At 62.0% G+C, this 19,397-nt stretch carries 19 protein-coding genes; 16 read left to right on the top strand and 3 right to left on the bottom strand.

Features of this window, described 5'->3' with window-relative positions; translation table 11 throughout:
• The first annotated feature begins 105 nt into the window (after positions 1-105).
• The 8 genes from tkt to NE852_RS18430 all read left to right on the top strand — a co-directional run bounded on the left by tkt (position 106) and on the right by NE852_RS18430 (position 9,861).
• Positions 106-2,079, top strand: coding sequence for a transketolase (tkt, locus tag NE852_RS18395; protein WP_008533077.1), 1,974 nt, complete (start codon positions 106-108; stop codon positions 2,077-2,079).
• An 82-nt stretch (positions 2,080-2,161) separates the two neighbouring features.
• Positions 2,162-3,172 carry a type I glyceraldehyde-3-phosphate dehydrogenase gene (gap, locus tag NE852_RS18400; protein ID WP_008533078.1) on the top strand — a complete coding sequence of 337 codons (1,011 nt, stop codon included), beginning with the start codon at positions 2,162-2,164 and terminating at the stop codon, positions 3,170-3,172.
• A 130-nt stretch (positions 3,173-3,302) separates the two neighbouring features.
• Complete coding sequence (locus tag NE852_RS18405) at positions 3,303-3,617, top strand: hypothetical protein (protein WP_008533079.1); 315 nt, start codon at positions 3,303-3,305, stop codon at positions 3,615-3,617.
• 167 nt (positions 3,618-3,784) lie between these two features.
• Entirely contained in the window at positions 3,785-3,961 is a 177-nt protein-coding gene (locus NE852_RS18410) for a hypothetical protein (RefSeq protein ID WP_008533081.1), read from the top strand.
• Between the two features lie 433 nt (positions 3,962-4,394).
• Positions 4,395-6,269 carry a potassium/proton antiporter gene (locus NE852_RS18415; RefSeq protein ID WP_258155911.1) on the top strand — a complete coding sequence of 625 codons (1,875 nt, stop codon included), beginning with the start codon at positions 4,395-4,397 and terminating at the stop codon, positions 6,267-6,269.
• A gap of 70 nt (positions 6,270-6,339) precedes the next feature.
• Positions 6,340-7,542 (top strand): phosphoglycerate kinase, encoded by a 1,203-nt coding sequence (locus tag NE852_RS18420; RefSeq protein WP_258155912.1) that lies wholly within the window; start codon positions 6,340-6,342, stop codon positions 7,540-7,542.
• Positions 7,543-7,766: 224 nt separating this feature from the next.
• Positions 7,767-8,792 carry a class I fructose-bisphosphate aldolase gene (locus NE852_RS18425; RefSeq protein WP_258155913.1) on the top strand — a complete coding sequence of 342 codons (1,026 nt, stop codon included), beginning with the start codon at positions 7,767-7,769 and terminating at the stop codon, positions 8,790-8,792.
• A 145-nt stretch (positions 8,793-8,937) separates the two neighbouring features.
• Entirely contained in the window at positions 8,938-9,861 is a 924-nt protein-coding gene (locus NE852_RS18430; protein ID WP_008533091.1) for a PhzF family phenazine biosynthesis protein, read from the top strand.
• 25 nt (positions 9,862-9,886) lie between these two features.
• Here NE852_RS18430 and NE852_RS18435 read toward each other — a convergent pair whose 3' ends face one another.
• The gene (locus NE852_RS18435) at positions 9,887-10,051 is read right to left on the bottom strand and encodes a hypothetical protein (RefSeq protein WP_008533093.1); all 165 of its coding nucleotides are present in this window, start codon (positions 10,049-10,051) and stop codon (positions 9,887-9,889) included.
• A 173-nt stretch (positions 10,052-10,224) separates the two neighbouring features.
• Here NE852_RS18435 and NE852_RS18440 point away from each other — a divergent pair, with 173 nt between their 5' ends.
• From NE852_RS18440 to NE852_RS18450, 3 genes are all read left to right on the top strand, one after another.
• A complete protein-coding gene (locus NE852_RS18440) occupies positions 10,225-11,523 on the top strand; it encodes an MFS transporter (protein ID WP_258155914.1) in 1,299 nt (432 codons plus the stop codon).
• A gap of 21 nt (positions 11,524-11,544) precedes the next feature.
• A complete protein-coding gene (locus NE852_RS18445; RefSeq protein ID WP_008533098.1) occupies positions 11,545-11,736 on the top strand; it encodes a DUF1192 domain-containing protein in 192 nt (63 codons plus the stop codon).
• 390 nt (positions 11,737-12,126) lie between these two features.
• Positions 12,127-12,642: a DUF1465 family protein gene (locus NE852_RS18450; protein ID WP_008533099.1), complete on the top strand. Its 516-nt coding sequence runs from the start codon at positions 12,127-12,129 to the stop codon at positions 12,640-12,642.
• Between the two features lie 148 nt (positions 12,643-12,790).
• Here NE852_RS18450 and rpmE read toward each other — a convergent pair whose 3' ends face one another.
• Complete coding sequence (gene rpmE, locus NE852_RS18455; protein WP_008533100.1) at positions 12,791-13,012, bottom strand: 50S ribosomal protein L31; 222 nt, start codon at positions 13,010-13,012, stop codon at positions 12,791-12,793.
• 193 nt (positions 13,013-13,205) lie between these two features.
• Between rpmE and NE852_RS18460 the strand changes: the two genes are divergently transcribed.
• The 5 genes from NE852_RS18460 to NE852_RS18480 all read left to right on the top strand — a co-directional run bounded on the left by NE852_RS18460 (position 13,206) and on the right by NE852_RS18480 (position 18,363).
• Positions 13,206-15,008: an ABC transporter transmembrane domain-containing protein gene (locus NE852_RS18460; RefSeq protein WP_258155915.1), complete on the top strand. Its 1,803-nt coding sequence runs from the start codon at positions 13,206-13,208 to the stop codon at positions 15,006-15,008.
• Positions 15,009-15,150: 142 nt separating this feature from the next.
• The gene (locus NE852_RS18465) at positions 15,151-16,143 is read left to right on the top strand and encodes a tripartite tricarboxylate transporter substrate binding protein (RefSeq protein WP_258155916.1); all 993 of its coding nucleotides are present in this window, start codon (positions 15,151-15,153) and stop codon (positions 16,141-16,143) included.
• Positions 16,144-16,309: 166 nt separating this feature from the next.
• Positions 16,310-16,498 (top strand): YegP family protein, encoded by a 189-nt coding sequence (locus NE852_RS18470; RefSeq protein WP_008537135.1) that lies wholly within the window; start codon positions 16,310-16,312, stop codon positions 16,496-16,498.
• A 268-nt stretch (positions 16,499-16,766) separates the two neighbouring features.
• Positions 16,767-17,105 carry a YciI family protein gene (locus NE852_RS18475; RefSeq protein ID WP_258155917.1) on the top strand — a complete coding sequence of 113 codons (339 nt, stop codon included), beginning with the start codon at positions 16,767-16,769 and terminating at the stop codon, positions 17,103-17,105.
• A 7-nt stretch (positions 17,106-17,112) separates the two neighbouring features.
• Complete coding sequence (locus NE852_RS18480; protein ID WP_008533112.1) at positions 17,113-18,363, top strand: RNA polymerase sigma factor; 1,251 nt, start codon at positions 17,113-17,115, stop codon at positions 18,361-18,363.
• On the opposite strand, the gene NE852_RS18485 is transcribed toward NE852_RS18480, so the two are convergent.
• Positions 18,364-19,395 (bottom strand): peptidoglycan -binding protein, encoded by a 1,032-nt coding sequence (locus NE852_RS18485; RefSeq protein WP_008533113.1) that lies wholly within the window; start codon positions 19,393-19,395, stop codon positions 18,364-18,366.
• Positions 19,396-19,397 lie beyond the last annotated feature (2 nt).

Consider the following 19,397-nt stretch of genomic DNA (forward strand, 5'->3'; position numbering starts at 1 on the left):
CATTTATTGACTTGCCAGCCCCAACTGCTATGTCTCTGCCGCTTTCACTCGATGGTCTTGGAGGCTCGAGGCCATCCCCCGACACCCGGAGCTTGCGGAAAAGCCATGACCTCTCTCCAACAAAACGATCGGATGGCGAACGCGATCCGTTTCCTCGCCATGGACGCCGTTGAAAAGGCGAATTCCGGCCACCCTGGCATGCCGATGGGCATGGCTGACGTGGCAACGGTCCTTTTCACCAAATATCTGCGCTTCGACCCCAAGAAGCCGCACTGGCCGAACCGCGACCGCTTCGTTCTCTCCGCCGGCCACGGCTCGATGCTGCTCTACTCGCTGCTTTATTTGACCGGCTATCCCGACATGACGGTCGAGGATCTGAAGCAGTTCCGCCAGCTCGGTTCCAAGACCGCCGGCCATCCGGAATACGGTCATGCCACAGGCATCGAAACCACCACCGGGCCGCTCGGCCAGGGCATTGCCAATGCCGTCGGCATGGCGATCGCCGAGCGCAAGCTGCGCGAGGAATTCGGTTCCGAACTGCAGGATCACTACACCTACGTCATCAATGGCGACGGCTGCCTTATGGAAGGCATCAGCCATGAGGCGATCGCGCTTGCCGGCCATCTGAAGCTCAACAAGCTGGTCCTCTTCTGGGACAACAACTCGATCACCATCGACGGCGCCGTCTCGCTGTCTGACTCGACGGACCAGATTGCCCGCTTCAAAGCCGTTCACTGGAATACGATCGAGATCGACGGTCACGACCAGGCCGCCATCGCCGCTGCGATCGAAGCCGCCCACAAGTCCGACCGCCCGACCTTCATCGCCTGCAAGACGATCATCGGCTTCGGCGCTCCGAACAAGCAGGGCTCCCACAAGGTGCACGGCAACCCGCTCGGCGCTGAAGAAATCGCGGCCACCCGCAAGGCGCTGAACTGGGATTACGAGCCCTTCGTCATCCCCTCCGACCTTCTTGATGAATGGCGCGCAGCCGGCACTCGCTCCGGCGATATCGTCAGGGCATGGGAAGAGACGCTTGCCAAGTCGCCCGCCAAGGCCGAGTTCACCCGCCGTTTTGCCGGAGACCTCCCTGAAGGCTTCGACAAGGCCATCGACGACTACAAGAAGAAGCTTGCCGAAACCAAGCCGACGATCGCCTCCCGCAAGGCATCCGAAGATGCACTTGAAGTCATCAATGGCTTCGTACCGGAGACGCTCGGCGGCTCCGCCGACCTGACGCCGTCGAACAATACCAAGACCAGCCAGATGCACTCGATCACGCCGACGGATTTCGCCGGTCGTTACATGCACTGGGGCATCCGTGAACACGGCATGGCCTCGGCCATGAACGGTATCGCGCTGCACGGCGGCCTCATTCCTTACGGCGGTGGCTTCCTGATCTTCTCCGATTATTGCCGCCCGCCGATCCGCCTCGCCGCACTGATGGGCATCCGTGTCATCCACGTGCTGACCCACGACTCGATCGGCGTCGGCGAGGACGGCCCGACCCACCAGCCGGTCGAACAGATCGCCGGCCTGCGTGCGGTGCCGAACCTGCGCGTCTTCCGCCCGGCCGACGCGGTTGAAACCGCGGAATGCTGGCAGATCGCCATGAAGAGCAAGGACCATCCGTCCGCTCTGGCTCTCACCCGTCAGAACCTGACGACCGTCCGCACCGAGTACAATGAGAAGAACCTCTGCGAACTCGGCGCCTATACGCTCGCAGGCAGCGCCGACGCCAAGGTCACGATCTTCGCTTCGGGCTCGGAAGTGGAACTCGCCGTCGCCGCCCGCGCAACGCTTGAGGGCAAGGGTGTCAGCACCCGTGTCGTATCCGTTCCCTGCACGGAGCTCTTCTTCGATCAGCCGGAAGCCTATCGCCAGGAAGTCCTCGGCAACTCGCCGGTGAAAATCGCCGTCGAAGCCGCCGTCCGCGAAGGCTGGGATGCCTTCGTCGGTCCGGAAGGAAGCTTTGTAGGCATGAAGGGTTTCGGCGCTTCCGGCCCTGCGAAGGACGTCTTCAAGCATTTCGGCATCACCGCTGACGCCATCATTGCGGCCGCGGAAGCAAAGCTTTAATGAGAGCGCCTTGAGGCGCTCTCCATCTCCTCAATTCCAGGCCCTGCTTTATCGGGCCCTATTCTATCGGGAGTGAATGAACATGACAGTCAAGGTTGCCATTAATGGTTTCGGCCGCATCGGTCGTAACGTTCTGCGCGCTATCGTCGAATCCGGCCGGACCGACATCGAAGTCGTCGCCATCAACGACCTCGGCCCGGTCGAGACCAACGCCCACCTGCTGCGTTACGACTCGATCCACGGCAAGTTCCCGGCCGACGTGAAGGTCGAAGGCGATACGATCGTGGTCGGCGGCGGCAAGCCGATCAAGGTCACGGCAATCAAGGATCCGGCAACGCTTCCGCACCGCGAGCTTGGCGTCGACATTGCCATGGAATGCACGGGCATCTTCACCGCCCGCGACAAGGCCGCCGCCCATCTGACGGCCGGCGCCAAGCGCGTCATCGTCTCGGCACCTGCCGACGGCGCTGACCTGACGGTCGTCTTCGGCGTCAACCATGACCAGCTCACCAAGGAGCACCTGGTCATTTCCAACGCATCCTGCACCACCAACTGCCTGGTGCCTGTTGTCAAGGTTCTCGACGACGCCGTCGGCATCGACCACGGCTTCATGACGACGATCCACTCCTACACCGGCGACCAGCCGACGCTCGACACGATGCACAAGGATCTGTATCGCGCCCGCGCCGCTGCTCTTTCGATGATCCCGACCTCGACGGGCGCCGCAAAGGCCGTCGGCCTGGTGCTGCCGCATCTGAAGGGCAAGCTCGACGGCACCTCGATCCGCGTTCCGACCCCGAACGTTTCCGTCGTCGACTTCAAGTTCGTGTCCAAGAAGGCCACCACGGTCGGCGAAATCAACGAAGCCATCAAGGCCGCCTCCAACGGCAAGCTCAAGGGCATCCTCGGCTACACCGACGAGCCGCTCGTTTCCCGCGACTTCAACCACGACAGCCACTCCTCGATCTTCGCGACCGATCAGACCAAGGTCATGGAAGGCAACTTCGTGCGCGTCCTGTCGTGGTACGACAACGAGTGGGGCTTCTCCAGCCGCATGTCTGACACGGCAGTCGCTTTCGCCAAGCTCATCTGAGAGCCTGACGACTGAATATCGCAAGCGGCCCGGGAAACCGGGCCGTTTTGTTATAGGCGATCGAAACTGGTCGTGGCATCGTTGATACCCCCGGAACCGCATCGACACCCGGGGAGATGAAGAGGGATAGATGGATTACTTTACCGTTGAAATCGCCGGCCGCGCCGTCGCCAGCTTTCGCTCGAAAAACGATGAGGAAGCGACGCATTTCTTCGAAGCGGAAGATTTTCGCGACGACCTGACCATACTCGAGTCCGAAGGCAAACCCTTGTGGGACCGCAAGGCGACGCTCAGCCTGCGCAAGGCGACCGCCGAGGAAGCAAGCGAAGTCGAGGATGCCTATGAATTCGACGACGATCCCGAGAGGACCATCGACGACGAGTTCGTCGTTTTCCTGGTCCCTGTCGAAGATCTGATCGACGAGGGCGAGGACACCGAAGACTGACAGTCGACCTGCGTCGGTCTTCCGGTTGCAAAAGCGATTTCGAAGCCATGGGTTCGACGTGGCCGCAAGGGTGGAATCACGGTTGGCAATTCGCCGGCTAAGCGTGATAAACTGAGGAAATGTACAGCGCGGCACAATGGCTGAAATGACCCAGGCGGAGGCGACAAATGGCAGAGGTGCAAAAACGCTTGTCCCAGACCACCCTCAAGCGGCGGCAGCGCTTTCACGCCAAGCGGGATGTCAGACCTGCAGTGTTGGCGAAGGCTAATCGTCTGGTCATTTCGGTTGCCGCGCTCATTGGTCTTGCGTTTCTCGCCGTCATCATACTTCAGGCAGTATTCTAATAGCGAGGTTTCGGATCGCGCCCAGCACAAAGCTGCGGCCTGCCTTTCCCGCCCGACATCGAAAAATCTCCGCGTTCACCCGCGAACGGGCCCGCGTGGAGAAATGTGTCTTATCCTGTCGCGGTTGGCGGATACGGCCAGGAAAAATTACGGGCAGGAAAAATCGATCTCCCTGTCTTTCGCCCTGCTCTTGCCTGATTTTCTTATACATTCTTTATAGAGAGTTTCTCCCGTAGCATTTCCGTGTCGGTGGCCGTCCGGCAGCCGTTCAGCAGCATGATGCAGCACGAGACGAGGTTAAGCCGCAAGGCCTACCCTTCTCTGCCGTTTTGCCGTTTACTGATGGATCGTCACGTGTGGCGGAGGCTTTGAGACAAGGCGAGGCGACCGGGGATGGCCGCATCGGCGAAGCGGTCGATGGAAAGGGGTGGGCATGGAAGCGTTCTACATCGTGGTGCTGGTCTCGACGGCGCTCGTGCTTCTTGCCGCTTTTTCGAGCCTGCTCGCTTTCCGCTTCGGCGCCCCCCTGCTGCTGCTCTTCCTGATGATCGGCCTTGCCGCAGGCGTCGATGGCCTCGGCATCGAGTTCAGCAACAATTACCTCGCCTATATTCTCGGCTCCATTGCGCTCGCCGTCATCCTGTTCGATTCCGGCTTCGGCACGCCGATGCAGGCCTTCCGGCTTGCGGCGGTGCCATCACTCGCGCTCGCCTCGGTCGGGGTCCTCATCACCGCCTCGCTCTTTGCCTTCGCCGCGATGTGGCTTTTGAATTTCACCTGGCTCGAAGGTCTGCTGCTCGGCTCGATCGTGGCGTCCACCGATGCCGCCGCCGTCTTCTTCCTGCTGCGCATCGGCGGCATTAACATCCGCGACAAGGTGCGTTCGACCTTGGAAGTCGAATCCGGCACCAACGACCCGATGGCGATCTTTCTTACCATCGCCCTCGTTGAGGTGCTGGCGAGCGGTGAGCGCTACTCCGGCATCAATATCGGCATGCTCGCCATGTTCATCCAGCAGATGGGCCTCGGCGTCATCCTCGGCCTGCTCGGCGGGATGATGATCGTGCTGATCGTCAGCAGGCTCGATACCGACCGCGGTCTGACGCCGATCTTCGTGCTGGCGCTCGCCCTTCTCGTCTTCTCCTTCACGGGTGCTGTCGGCGGCAGCGGCTTCCTTGCAGTCTATGTCGCCGGCATCTATGCGGGAAACCGCAAGATGCAGGCGATCGGCACGATCAAGCGCTTCCAGGACGGCATGACCTGGCTGGCGCAGATCATCATGTTCCTGGTGCTTGGCCTGCTCGCCACGCCATCGCAATTCCCCGTCATCATCGTGCCCGCCATTCTGCTCGCCCTCTTCCTGATCTTCGTCGCCCGGCCGCTGGCCGTCTGGCTGTCGCTGCTTCCCTTCGACTACACGCAGCAGGAAATCGGCTTCGTCGCCTGGGTCGGCCTGCGCGGCGCCGTCTCTATCCTGCTTGCGATCATGCCGATCCTCGGCAAGCTGGAAAACGGCCAGATCTATTTCAACACCGCCTTCATCATCGTGCTGGTCTCGCTGCTCGTCCAGGGCTGGACGATCAAGCCGGTCGCCAAGAAGCTCGGCCTGATCATTCCGCCGCGCATCGGCGCCGTCGACAAGGTGGAAGTCGATCTGCCGGGCGCCGCCAACCACGAATTGCTCTCCTATCGCGTCATCAAGGATAGCCCGGTGCTGCGCGGCGAGCGCATTCCGCGCTGGGCAACACCATCGCTCGTCATTCGCGACGGCAAGTCGATGCGCTACCAATATGCCGGGCGATTGCGCGAGAACGATCTCGTTTATCTCTTCATCGTGCCGAGCTATTCTCGCCTGCTCGACCGGCTCTTTGCCAGCCGTGCCCCGGTGGATGAGGACGATGCCGAATTCTTCGGAGCCTTCGCGCTTTCTCCCGCCCGCCCGGCCGCCGATCTCGACGCCGCCTATGGCCCAGGGCTTCTCAATGAGTCCGAAAAGGGTCTGACGATTGCCGAACTGATGCGGCAGCGCCTCGGCGGCAAGGCCGATTATGCCGACCGCGTCCGCCTCGGCTCGATCATTCTCATCGTCCGCGATCTCGACGAGCACGATCACGTCACCTCCGTCGGCATGTCGCTGGAAGCGGTCGAACCGGCGATCACCCTGCCGATCTTCATCAATCTCAAGGATATCATCCAGCGCGTCCGCGACCGGCTGAAAGGACGCCGCAACCGCGAAACCACGACCTCTGAAAGCGCACAAAAAGCGCCGACCGGACGCGAAGAAGCCAGACACGAAAACGGCCGTTGAACGCCTTGCGTCTCGGATGATCCTTGCTATGGTCGGCGCGACTTCCGCCAACCAAGACTGGATCCTCCCCATGCCTTCTTTCAAGACCCTCGACGATCTTTCCGACATCCGCGGCAAGCGCGTTCTCGTGCGCGTCGACCTCAACGTACCCGTCAAGGACGGCAAGGTCACCGATACGACGCGCATCGAGCGTGTGGCGCCGACGATCCTCGAACTGTCCGAGAAAGGCGCCAAGGTCATCCTGCTTGCCCATTTCGGCCGGCCGAAGGACGGTCCGTCGCCGGATCTCTCGCTGTCGCTGATCGCTCCTTCCGTCGAGGAAGTGCTTGATCACGCCGTGCTGACGGCCGGCGATTGCATCGGCGAGGCCGCCGCCTCCGCCGTAGCGACAATGAACGACGGCGATATCCTGCTCCTGGAAAACACCCGCTTCCACAAGGGCGAGGAAAAGAACGACGCAGACTTCACCAAGGCGCTTGCAGCCAACGGCGATATCTACGTCAACGACGCCTTCTCCGCCGCCCACCGCGCCCATGCCTCGACGGAGGGCCTTGCCCACCACCTGCCGGCCCATGCCGGCCGCACCATGCAGGCCGAGCTGGAAGCGCTGGAAAAGGGTCTCGGCGCTCCCGCCCGCCCGGTCGTCGCCATCGTTGGCGGCGCCAAGGTCTCGACCAAGATCGACCTCTTGATGAACCTCGTGAAGAAGGTCGATGCGCTCGTCATCGGCGGCGGCATGGCCAACACCTTCATCGCTGCGCGCGGCACCAATGTCGGAAAATCGCTTTGCGAACATGATCTCGCCGATACCGCCAAGCAGATCATGATCGAGGCCGCGACATCAGGCTGCGCCATCATCCTGCCGGAAGACGGCGTCGTCGCCCGCGAATTCAAGGCGGGCGCCGCCAACGAGATCGTCGACATCAACGCCATTCCGGCCGATGCCATGGTGCTCGACGTCGGCCCGAAATCCGTCCAGGCCATCAACGCCTGGATCGAACGCGCCGCAACCCTGGTCTGGAACGGTCCGCTCGGCGCTTTCGAGATCGAACCCTTCGATGCCTCAACGGTCGCTGCCGCAAAATACGCGGCCGCGCGCACAGCGGCCGGCAAGCTGACCTCCGTTGCCGGCGGCGGCGATACCGTCTCTGCGCTGAACCACGCCGGCGTTGCCGACGAGTTCAGCTATGTCTCCACTGCCGGCGGTGCTTTCCTGGAATGGATGGAAGGCAAGGAGCTTCCCGGCGTCGCCGTCCTCAACGCCGGCAAATGACCACCAAGCGGATTTGACAGGTTTTACATGTGGATAGACCGCGGGGGCGAAGAGCCTGCCGCGGTCTTTTGCTCAAGAGCCGGAAAAAATCCCATTTTTTCAAACGATTGAATTGATTTCAATCGTTTCAATGACTTAGCCTTCCATTTTCCTCTCTATAAACTTCTGTTATCGCCGTCCTATATTCGTAAACTGCTGATGTTTAATGCTGTGGAGAGAACGAGATGAGCGAACGACTGGAAGACATTGCAGTGCAGATGGTTGCAGGCGGCCGGGGACTGCTCGCGGCTGATGAATCGACCTCCACCATCAAGAAGCGTTTCGACACGATCAACCTGGAATCGACCGAAACCAGCCGCCGCGATTATCGCGAGATGCTCTTCCGCTCCGACGAAGCGATGAAGAAACATATCTCCGGCGTCATCCTCTACGAAGAGACGCTGTTCCAGAAGGCCGCCGACGGCACGCCCTTCGTCGACATCATCCGCGCCGCCGGTTCGATTCCCGGCATCAAGGTCGATACCGGCGCCAAGCCGATGGCGAAATTCCCAGGCGAAACCATCACCGAAGGTCTCGATGGCCTCGGCGAACGCCTTGCCCGCTATTACGAAGCCGGCGCGCGCTTCGCCAAGTGGCGCGGCGTGATCGCCATCTCCTCGTCGCTGCCGACCCGCGGCTCGGTTCGCGCCAACGCGCAGGCGCTCGCACGCTATGCGGCTCTCTGCCAGGAAGCCAAGATCGTCCCGATCGTCGAGCCGGAATGCCTGATGGACGGCAAGCCGGGCGACCACAATATCGATCGCTGCGCCGAAGTCACCGAATCCACGCTGCGCATCGTTTTCGAGGAACTGGCCGATGCCCGCGTCAGCCTCGAAGGCATGATCCTGAAGCCGAATATGGTCATCGACGGCAAGAACGCCCGCAAGGCCTCGGTCGCCGAAGTCGCAGAGCGCACCGTTCAGGTGCTGAAGCGCACGGTGCCGTCAGCGGTTCCGGGTATCGCGTTCCTCTCCGGCGGCCAGTCGACCGAAGAGGCGACCGCGCATCTTTCCGCCATCAATGCCACGGCCGACCTGCCCTGGCTCGTTACCTTCTCCTACGGCCGCGCCCTGCAGGACAGCGCGCTGAAGGCCTGGAACGGCAAGCCGGAAAACGTCGCTGCCGGCCAGCGCGAATTCACCCATCGCGCCGAGATGAACAGCCTTGCGGCCAAGGGCAGCTGGAAGAAAGATCTGGAACGGGCCGCCTGAGTTCTCAGGAGCTTTGATTCAAATGACGAGGGGCCGGCAACACCATGTTGCCGGCCCCTTCTGCATTGTAACGGCGACAAGAAACCGGTTCGCCTCACCGGAAATTCATGATTATCGATAGAGGCCCGCTGCAACAGGAGCCGCTATGGATACCGTTTCTTACGTCACCGTCGACGTCTTCACCGCCACGCGCTTCGAGGGCAATCCGCTTGCCGTCATCTCCGGTGCAGGCGGGCTCACCGATGCGGCGATGCAGAAGATCGCCACCGAGTTCAACTATTCCGAAGTCACCTTCGTCCTGCCGCCGGACGATCCTCAGAATTCCGCCCGCGTGCGCATCTTCACTCCGACAATGGAAATCCCCTTCGCCGGCCATCCGAATGTCGGCACGGCTTACGTGCTTGGCCAGCAGGCGGAGATCTTCGGCAAGCCGGTCGGCGATACGCTGCGCTTCGAGGAAAAGGCCGGCATCGTTGAGGTCAGTCTGAAACGTCGGGAGGGAAGGGTCACGGCCGCCGCCATCCGCGCGCCGGGGCCGTTGACGATCGGCGATACCATCACGAGGGAAACCATCGCCCGCTGTATCACGCTCGATCCCGGCGCCGTCATCGCGACCACCCACGCGCCCGTCTTTGCCTCCGTCGGCCTGAACTTCGCCGTCGCCGAACTGGATGGACTCGATTCCCTGGCCGCCGCCCGTCCCAATCTTGCCGGCTTCCATGAAGCTGCCGGCCGTCAAGTGACGAGCGGCCACGACTTCTCGCTCTTCGTCTATGTCAGGACAACTGAGGATCCGTGGAATATTCGCGCCCGCATGTTCGCGCCGCTCGACAATGTGTCCGAGGATCCGGCGACCGGCAGCGCTTCGGCAGCCCTTGCCGCCTATCTCGTCTCGCTGGCGCCGGAGGCCGATATGAACGTCCGCATCACCATCGAACAGGGCGTCGAAATGGGCCGTCGCAGCCTCATCGCCCTCGATGTCGCGAAATCCGGCGGCATCGTCACCGACGTCGTGATCTCGGGAAGCTGCGTGCCCGTCATGCGCGGAGAAATCTTACTTCGCGACTGACGATCGCAGACCTGGCGAGGCACGTCTACATCAGGAAGTCGCGCGAAAGCAGTGCCAAAGCCCAGACGCCGAAAGCGATCAGCGCGATCCTCCAGAAATCCATCCGTCGCCTGAGGCCGGGGAGCCCCAGCGGCTTGATCACCTGTATCGCCATGGCAAGGATGAGCAGCAAGGCTATCAGCTTTGTCATGCTTTATTTTTTCCGTTTTTCGGAATGTCACAGGACGGACATTTTTCCGCGCGAACAAGAGGATCACTACACGCCGTAAAGACATTCCGGGGCACAATCAATCATCTTGAGGCTGGGCTGAAGCAGTCTTGCCTTATGTCCATGTCAAATCGCTTGAGACTTGAGTCGGGGAAATGAAGAGAAACCTGTTGTCCGTCGCCGCGCTGCTCTTTGGCACGCTCTTTCTTTTCATGGGCAACGGCCTGCAGGGCATCCTGCTTCCGGTGAGGGGCAACCTCGAGGGCTATGCCACGACCACGCTCGGCTTGCTCGGCACTTCATGGGCAGGGGGCTTCGTCATCGGCTGCCTGGTGGCGCCGAAACTGGTGCGCCGCGTCGGCCATGTCAGAGCTTTCTCAGGCTTCATCTCGATCATCGCCATCATCGCGCTGGTGAGCGGCATCGTCATCCATCCGGTCTGGTGGGTGGTCCTGCGCGCCGTCACCGGCTTTTCGACGGCCGGCACCTCGATGATCATCGAAAGCTGGCTGAACGAGCGCGCCAGCAATGAGAGCCGCGGCGCGATCTTCTCGCTTTATATCGGCATCACGCTCCTCGGCGTCGTTGGCGGCCAGATGATGATCCCGCTGGAAGACGTGCGCACGCCGGTGCTCTTCATGATCTGCGGCATCTTCTATTGCATCGCCATGCTGCCGACGACGCTGTCGACCGCCGCCTCGCCGCAGCCGCTGAAGGCGGTGCGCCTCGACCTGCCGGCGCTCTACCGCAACTCGCCGGTTTCCTGCCTTGGCATCCTGCTCGTCGGCATCGCCAACGGCGCCTACGGTACGCTCGGCGCCGTCTTCGGTGCCGGCGCCGGGCTCTCCGATACAAGCATCGCCGTCATGATGAGCGCCACCATCTTCGCCGGTGCGCTGATGCAGCTGCCGGCCGGCCGGCTTTCCGACCGGATCGACCGGCGTTACGTGCTGGCCGCAATGTCGGGGATCGCGGCCGTTGCCGGCCTGCTGATCTTCCTGATCCATCCGACGTCTGCCGCTCTGCTGATCGGGCTCGTCGTTCTCTATGGCGCGGTGGCAAACACGCTCTACCCGATCGCCGTCGCCCATGCGAACGACTTCGCGGCGGCCGAGGATTTCGTCAAGGTCTCCGGCGGCCTGCTGCTGCTCTACGGCATCGGCACGGTCATCGGCCCGACGATCGGTGGCCCCGTCATGTCGGTGATTACCCCGCATGCGCTCTTCCTCGTCACCGCCGTCGCCCATCTGCTGATTACGGTTTACGCCATCATCAGAAGCCGCATCCGCGCCGCCGTTCCGGCGAGCGACCGAGACGCCTATACGACGATCCCCACCGGCACTTCGCCGATGCTGACGCCGCAAAGCATGTCGCTCGCCGACCGCGGCACCGGCAAATCTTCGGAAACCGGAAAGTCTCCCGAAAGTGGCGATCCTGCTGTAAAGTTCGGCTGAACTTCAAACGGAGGACGAACCATGAGCTTCATCGATGACGACCGGCCGCAGAAGAAGGCCGTCCATGAGATCGGCGCCGATCTTTCCATGCTGTCGGTGGACGAGCTGAAAGCGCGGGTGGAATTGCTGAAGGCGGAGATCGCCCGCCTCGAAGCCGAGGCCACCCGCAAGGCGTCCGGACGGCAGGCGGCGGAGAGCTTCTTCCGTTCGTGATCGCCGAAACGCCTAAAAAACAGGAGTCTAGGCGAGAAAATGAGACTGCCTCAAGTCTAAATCCGGCACAATGTTAATAAAATATTAAGCTTTATAAGGTATTACTGTACTCATCCAGATTTTCTCTGGATCTCAGACGATTTTCCAAGCGGTGAATTGGTCTGATTTTTCTCCCTGTTTTACCTTGAGAGCCGCTTTTGCGGCTCTTCTTTTTACTTGCAGCCGGCGCACTTCCACGAAACTGTGGAGATTAACCCTTTCTTAAGAAACGGCTTGCGCATTTGCGCTAATGATACCATCTTAAAGTCATAAAGACCGGGCTCGGAAACTTTTCCATCGGCACGGGCGTTACCTGAACATAAGTAGCTGCGTGCAACAGGGACTATTGCGATGTCGGAAGTTGGATTGAACACGATCAGTTTTGCGGGCCGCGCGGCTGCATCCTCACAGTTCAAGGCGCTCTATTCGGAAGGCATGTCGCTGGTCGAAGAGACTGCAGCCTATCTCGATGGCCAGGGCCGCGCTGCCTCGAAGGTTTTGCCGCGGATGGCTTCGGTCCTCTATGCGGCGGAATCGATGCGCCTGACCACCCGCCTGATGCAGATGGCGTCCTGGCTGCTACTGCAGCGCGCCGTCAATAACGGCGAGATGTCACGCGACCAGGTACTGGCTGAGAAGAACAAGGTTCGCCTCGACGGCTTCAACGTCGATCGCGCCGCACCCGGCTGGGGCGACCTGCCGGAATCCTTCCGCGACCTCGTCGAACGTTCGCTGCGCCTGCAGAACCGCATCGCCCTGCTCGATCGCGAAATCTATCGTCCGGCCGAAGCCGTGATCGTCCACGACAACCAGAACAGTGTCCAGGCCCAGCTTTCCCTGCTGCAGACCGCCTTCGGGAACAACTGATCAGATTTTCGGGAATTCGATACCAGACCGGCTGCGCTTTGCGCGGCCGGTTTTTTGTTTGTCGTTCGACAGCCGCGTCCCCCAGCATGCAAACGCAAAAAAGCCCGGCAGAACCGGGCTCTTTTCGAAATCCGTCGAGCAGAAGCGATTAGAGGCCGAGGCCGCCGAAGCGCTTGTTGAACTTGGAGACGCGGCCACCGCGGTCCATGAGCTGCTGGTTGCCGCCGGTCCAGGCCGGATGCGACTTGGAATCGATTTCGAGGTTCATGACAGCGCCTTCCGAACCCCAGGTCGAGCGGGTTTCGTATTCGGTGCCATCGGTCATGACTACCTTGATGACGTGATAGTCGGGATGGATGCCTGCCTTCATAACAATCTTCCTGCGATACCGGAGTTCAATTTGCCGCATGCAGTTGCGGCCAACGAACCGATTGAATAAATGAAGCCGCAGTCGTGATGGCTACGGCTTCCCATTAGGATGCGGTGCCTATACATGAAGGACGCCGGGATAACAAGAGCCTACAGGCCGCATTGCGCGGGTCCTGAGGGTGATCGGAGACGATTTGGCAGAGCAGGCACGGGGTGAGGAAAACAAAAGGCGGTCGCTGCGGCCACTCGGCAGGCTGACGCCCTATGTCATGCGTTATCGTGCCATGGTGGCCGGCGCGTTGATATCGCTGGCGCTCGCCGCCGTTACCTCGCTGGCGTTGCCGCTTGCCGTACGCCGCATGATCGATCACGGCTTCACCCAGTCCGATGGCAGCTTCATCAACAGCTACTTCGCCATGCTGATGGTCATGGCGGTCGTGCTCGCGGTCGCAAGCGCGCTGCGCTATTATTTCGTCATTACCATCGGCGAGCGCATCGTCGCCGATCTTCGTAGCGACGTCTTCGCCCATGTGACGCGGCTGTCACCCTCTTTCTTCGATGTCAATCAGTCCGGCGAGATCGTCTCGCGGCTGACCGCCGATACGACGCAGATCAAGTCCGCCGTCGGCGCCACGGCTTCGGTCGCGCTCAGGAACCTCATCCTTTGTCTCGGCGCCATGGGCATGATGATCGTGACCTCGCCGAAGCTCTCAAGCCTCGTCATCGGCGCGATCCCGCTGATCGTCTTTCCGCTCGTCGCCTTCGGCCGCTCGGTGCGCAAACGTTCCCGCGCCGCCCAGGATACGCTCGCCGAGGCTTCCGCCTTCGCCAACGAGACGGTTGCCGCCACCCGCACCGTCCAGGCCTTCAACGGCGAGGATATCGCAGCGACACGCTATGGCGCAGCCGTCGAATCCGCCTATGAGGCCGCCCGCGCCGCCATCCGTTCCCGCGCCCTGCTGACAGGCATCGCCATCACGCTGATCTTCGGCAGCGTCGTCGCCATGCTTTGGGTCGGCGCACATAGCGTGCTTGCCGGCACGCTTTCGGCCGGCACACTCGGCCAGTTCCTGCTTTATGCGGTCATCTCCGCCGGCTCGCTCGGCGCGCTGTCGGAGGTCTGGGGCGAACTCTCCCAGGCAGCCGGCGCTGCCGACCGACTGACCGAGCTTCTCGACGAAGTCTCGCCGATCGCAGCTCCCGCCAATCCGGAAACTCTTCCTTCGCCCGGCCGCGGCCGTGTCGAATTTTCCGGCGTGCATTTCGCCTATCCCTCGCGTCCCGGCAAATCGGCGCTGCACGGCTTGAGCTTCGCGGTCGCGCCCGGTGAGACGGTCGCGATCGTCGGCCCTTCTGGCGCCGGCAAGAGCACCGTCTTCTCGCTGCTGCTGCGCTTCTATGATCCGCAGCAGGGCAGCGTGAAGATCGACGACGTCGACGCGCGGCTGACGACGCCCGACGAGCTGCGCAAGCGCATCGCCATCGTGCCGCAGGATGTCACCATTTTCGCCGCCTCGATCCATGACAACATCGCTTTCGGCCGCCCCGGTGCCTCGCGCGACGAAGTCCGCGCCGCAGCAATCGCGGCCCAGGCCGACGAATTCATCGCCCGCCTGGATAAGGGCTACGAGACCGAGGTCGGCGAGCGTGGCGTGACCCTTTCCGGCGGCCAGCGCCAACGCATCGCCATTGCCCGCGCCATCCTGAAGAACGCGCCCGTGCTGCTGCTCGACGAAGCGACCTCCGCACTCGATGCCGAAAGCGAAACGCTGGTGCAGAAGGCGCTCGACGGGCTGGTGGACGGGCGCACGACGCTCGTCATCGCCCATCGGCTCGCGACCGTGCTGAAGGCCGACCGCATCCTCGTCATGGATCAAGGCCGCATCGTCGAGGAAGGCACGCATCAGAGCCTGATCCGCCACGGCGGCATCTATGCCCGGCTGGCGCGCCTCCAATTCGATGCCGCCAATGAGGATGTGCTCGCCCCCGCCAAATAACCGGCATGTGCGCCTCTACCGACAGAGACTAAAGTCTCACGCCGACTGCACCTCCCTGCGGTTGTCTTTGGCGCCTCCTGCCCTACCCTCTTCATGCCCCGGGTGGGGATATCGCTGCTGAAATCCTTGGGAGGAGATAGGAATGGCGCTTTCCGATATCACGCGACGCACGAGCCTTGCGCTTGCTCTCGGCCTGACCGCCACGCTCGGTCTCGGCACAGCATCCGCTGCGGCGGATTTTCCCGATCGTCCGATCACCATGGTCGTGCCCTTTGCGGCCGGCGGTTCGACCGATGTCGTCGCACGCATCGTCGCGCAGAAAATGTCGGAGGATCTCGGTCAGCAGGTGATCGTCCAGAACGTTGCGGGCGCCGGCGGCAATCTCGGCGCCGGTAACGTCGCCCGCGCCGAACCCGACGGCTATACCATTTTGATGGGAACAGTCGCGACCCATGCGCTCAATCCATTGATTCTCAAATCGACACCCTATGATCCCGAGAAGGATTTCACGCCGGTCTCGCTGCTCGTCGTCGTGCCGAACGTGCTGGTCGTCAATCCCGAGCTGCCGGCAAAGACCGTGCAGGAACTGATCGCGCTTTTGAAGGCCGAGCCCGACAAATACAGCTATGCCTCCTCGGGCAACGGCACGCCGTTGCATCTGTCCGGCGAACTCTTCAAGAGCATGGCCGGCGTCGGTATGCAGCACATCCCCTATAAGGGAGCCGGCCCGGCATTGAACGATGTCATCGGTAACCAGGTGCCGATCATGTTCGACAACCTGCCGTCTTCGTCCGGTCACATCAAGGCAGGCACTCTACGGGCTCTGGCGGTGACGACGGCCGAGCGCGCGCCCTCCTTCCCCGACGTGCCCACGATCGCCGAGTCGGGCATACCGGGCTACGAGACCTATACGTGGAATGCGCTCTTCGCCCCGGCCGAAACGCCGAAGGAGGTGGTGATGCGCCTCAACGCCTCGGCCAAGAAAGCGCTCGCGGACCCGGCAGTTGCCGAGCGCATGAAGGAGTTCAGCGCCACCATCGTCGGCTCGACGCCGGAAGAACTCGCCACCCATGTGAAGGCCGAGCTCGCCAAATGGGGACCGGTCGTCAAGGGCGCAAACATCCAGATGGAATGACGCGGGGCGGCACAGCCGCCGCCCTCCGCTTGGCTCGCGCCCGAAGCAAGCGACGGCAATTGGACGCTATGCAATCCATTTCTAATTAAGGTAGTGGAAAAGCTCACCATTTTGGTCTAGCCTCCGTCCTGCTGATGGTTGGAATTCAGCGTTTTGGGAGACATCAATGTATAAATTCGAAGTCTACAAGGATAAGGCAGGCGAATTCCGTTTCCGCTTCAAGGCATCGAACGGGGAAACCATGTTCAGTTCCGAGGGCTACAAGGCGAAGGCGTCCGCGTTGAATGCCATCGAATCCATCAAGAAGAACTCGCCCGGCGCTGATATCGTCGATCAGACCAAGGCCGAAGCCTGATCAAGACGGCAGCGGCGGCTTGACCGCCGCTCTGCCCTTTAGCGCCGATAGGCAGCGCTGGTGCCTTGAGTCCGGCCCTTTGTCTATTATCTTGGGCGCCATTTCGCTTTTTCGAATATTTTTTAAAGGCCATGTCGAAATGACCGTTGGCCGCGCCTCATTGTCTCGGGACGGGTAAGCCGCTCCGCCGGGTTCGCGGCTTTCGAGGTATCGATCCCCGATAGCGGCCTGCCGGGCTCAACGCCAACAACGAGATCAGGAGTTTTCCATGCAATATGCTCTCATCATTCGCGAAGCCGCCGAGGATTTCGCCCGGCGCAACGATCCCGCCTATCGCGACGGCTGGGTCGCCTACAGCAAGGCGCTCGCCCAGGCAGGAATTATGACCGGCGGCGCCGGGCTGACGGCGCCGGAGACCGGCACGATCATACGCCGCAAAGGTGAGAACCACGATGTTCAAGACGGTCCCTATCCGGAAGGCAAGGAACAGCTCGGCGGGTTCTATCTGATCGAGGTTCCCGACATCGACACCGCGATGGAATGGGCCACGCGCGTTCCGATCTCCGACAAGGGTTCGGTCGAGCTTCGCCCGCGCTTGCAGATGTGAGGCCACGGTGCTTTCCGATGCCGGACGCGCTGCCGAACGGGTAGCGCGTCAATCCTACGGCAAGCTGATCGCCTTTCTTGCCGCCCGCTCGCGTGACGTGCCGGCGGCGGAAGACGCATTGTCGGAGGCGCTGGCTTCGGCTCTCAGCGTCTGGCCGGAGCGTGGCATTCCCGACAAACCGGAAGCCTGGCTGCTGGTGGCTGCGCGCCGCAACCTCATGCAGGCCGCCCGCCGCCGCACTGTCCAGGCCAACGCGCAGGCAACGATATCGCTCGCCTTCGAGGAGGCCGAGGAACGCATGAACGAAGCCGGCAAATCCGTCTTTCCTGATGAGCGGCTGAAGCTGCTTTTCGCCTGCACTCATCCCGCCATCGACAGCTCCGTGCATACTCCACTGATGCTGCAGACCGTTCTCGGCATCGAGGCAAAAACCATCGCGCGAGCCTTCGTCGTTTCACCGGAGGCGATGAGTCAGCGGCTGGTGCGGGCCAAGATGAAGATCCGCGACGCCGGCATTCCCTTCGCCGTTCCCCCTCGCCCGGCCTTATCAGGTCGGCTCGTCGCCGTTCTTTCGGCAATCTACGCCGCCTATGGTCTCGGCTGGGACGGTCTCGACGGCGAGGAAGAGCGCCATTCGCTCGCCGGTGAGGCGATCTGGCTCGGCCGCGCGCTCCTCGCCGTATTGCCCGACGAACCGGAAGCGATCGGTCTCCTGTCGCTGATGCTTCACTGTGAAGCCCGTCGCAGCGCCCGGCGCGACGGCAACAGCCGATATGTGCCGCTGGACGAACAGGATACGGCGACCTGGAACGCGATCATGATCGCAGAGGCCGATGCGCTGTTGCGCAAGGCAGGAGGGCTCGACCGTTTCGGCCCCTTCCAGTGCCAGGCAGCGATCCAGTCCGTGCATGCGGCGCGCCGGTTCTCGGGAGCGACCGACTGGCAGGCGCTGACGACACTCTACGCCGCGCTCGTGACGATGAAGCCGGCGCTTGGCGCGCGGGTTAGCCAGGCTGCGGTGATCGGCAGGGCGTTGAGTCCGGCCGCCGGTCTGGAGCAACTCGACAGGCTCGATCCGCGCGACATTGCCGCGTATCAGCCCTATTGGGCCGTGCGCGCCTTTCTTCTGGCGCGCGCCGGCGATGATGCCGCCGCGGCCGACGCCTACATGGCGGCGATCGGCCTCAGCGACAGCCCCGCCGTGCGCAGCTTTCTCACCGGCCGGCTGAAGGAGCTGCCGCAGGCAATGCCCGGCTGATCATTTTTCGGTCAGCTTGAGCTCGATACGGCGGTTGGTGGCGCGCGCATCCGGCGTGTCGCCCGGAGCGATCGGCTGGAACTCGCCGAAGCCGGCGGCAACGAGCCGGTCGGCCGGCACGCCCTGGGCGATCAGGAATTTGACGACCGAAATTGCGCGGGCCGAGGAAAGCTCCCAATTGTCGCGATAGCGGCCGGTTCCGGCAAGCGGCACATTGTCGGTATGGCCGTCGACGCGCAGAACCCAGTTGATCTCTGGGGGAATTTCCTTGGCGAGATCGAGAAGGGCTGCGGCGAGCTTCGCCATCTCCGTTTGCCCTTCCGGATTGAGATCGGCGCCGCCCGAAGGAAACAGCACCTCCGACTGGAAGACGAACCGGTCGCCGACAATGCGGATATTCTCGCGGTCCGAGAGGATTTCGCGTAAGCGACCGAAGAAATCGGAACGATAACGGTTCAACTCCTGCACGCGCGCGGCAAGAGCCACGTTAAGGCGGCTGCCGAGATCGGCGATTTTGGTCTGCGAGACCCGGTCCTTCTCCTCCGACGCCTGAAGCGCCGCTTCGACGGCGGCAATCTGGCTGCGAAGTGCTGCGATCTGCTGATTCAGAAGCTCGACCTGGCTAAGCGCCCGCTCGCTCACCTGCTTCTGCTCGTCGAGCTCCTGCGTCATCGCGCCGATCCGCTTCTGTGCCGCGTCCTGGCCGCCGGCGCCGGCGTTCAGCAGCGCCTGCAGCCGCGACCGCTCGCCTTCGGCATTGGAAAGCGAAGCCTGCAGGTTGGCGACCGAATCCTGGAGATCCTGGTTGCTGCCCTTTTCGAGCGCCAGAAGCTGCGTCAACTCGTTGATCTGGCTGTTGAGGCGATTCAGCACCTCATCGCGGCCCGTGATTTCGCGGCTAAGAATGAATTGCCCGACGACGAAGACCGTCAGCAGGAACATGATCGAGATGAGCAGCGTCGACAAGGCATCGACGAAGCCAGGCCAGTAATCCACCGTGCGTTCGCGGCGGCGATTGCGGGCAAGAGCCATGG

The sequence above is a fragment of the Rhizobium sp. Pop5 genome (assembly GCF_024721175.1).
Taxonomy (GTDB): Bacteria; Pseudomonadota; Alphaproteobacteria; order Rhizobiales; family Rhizobiaceae; genus Rhizobium.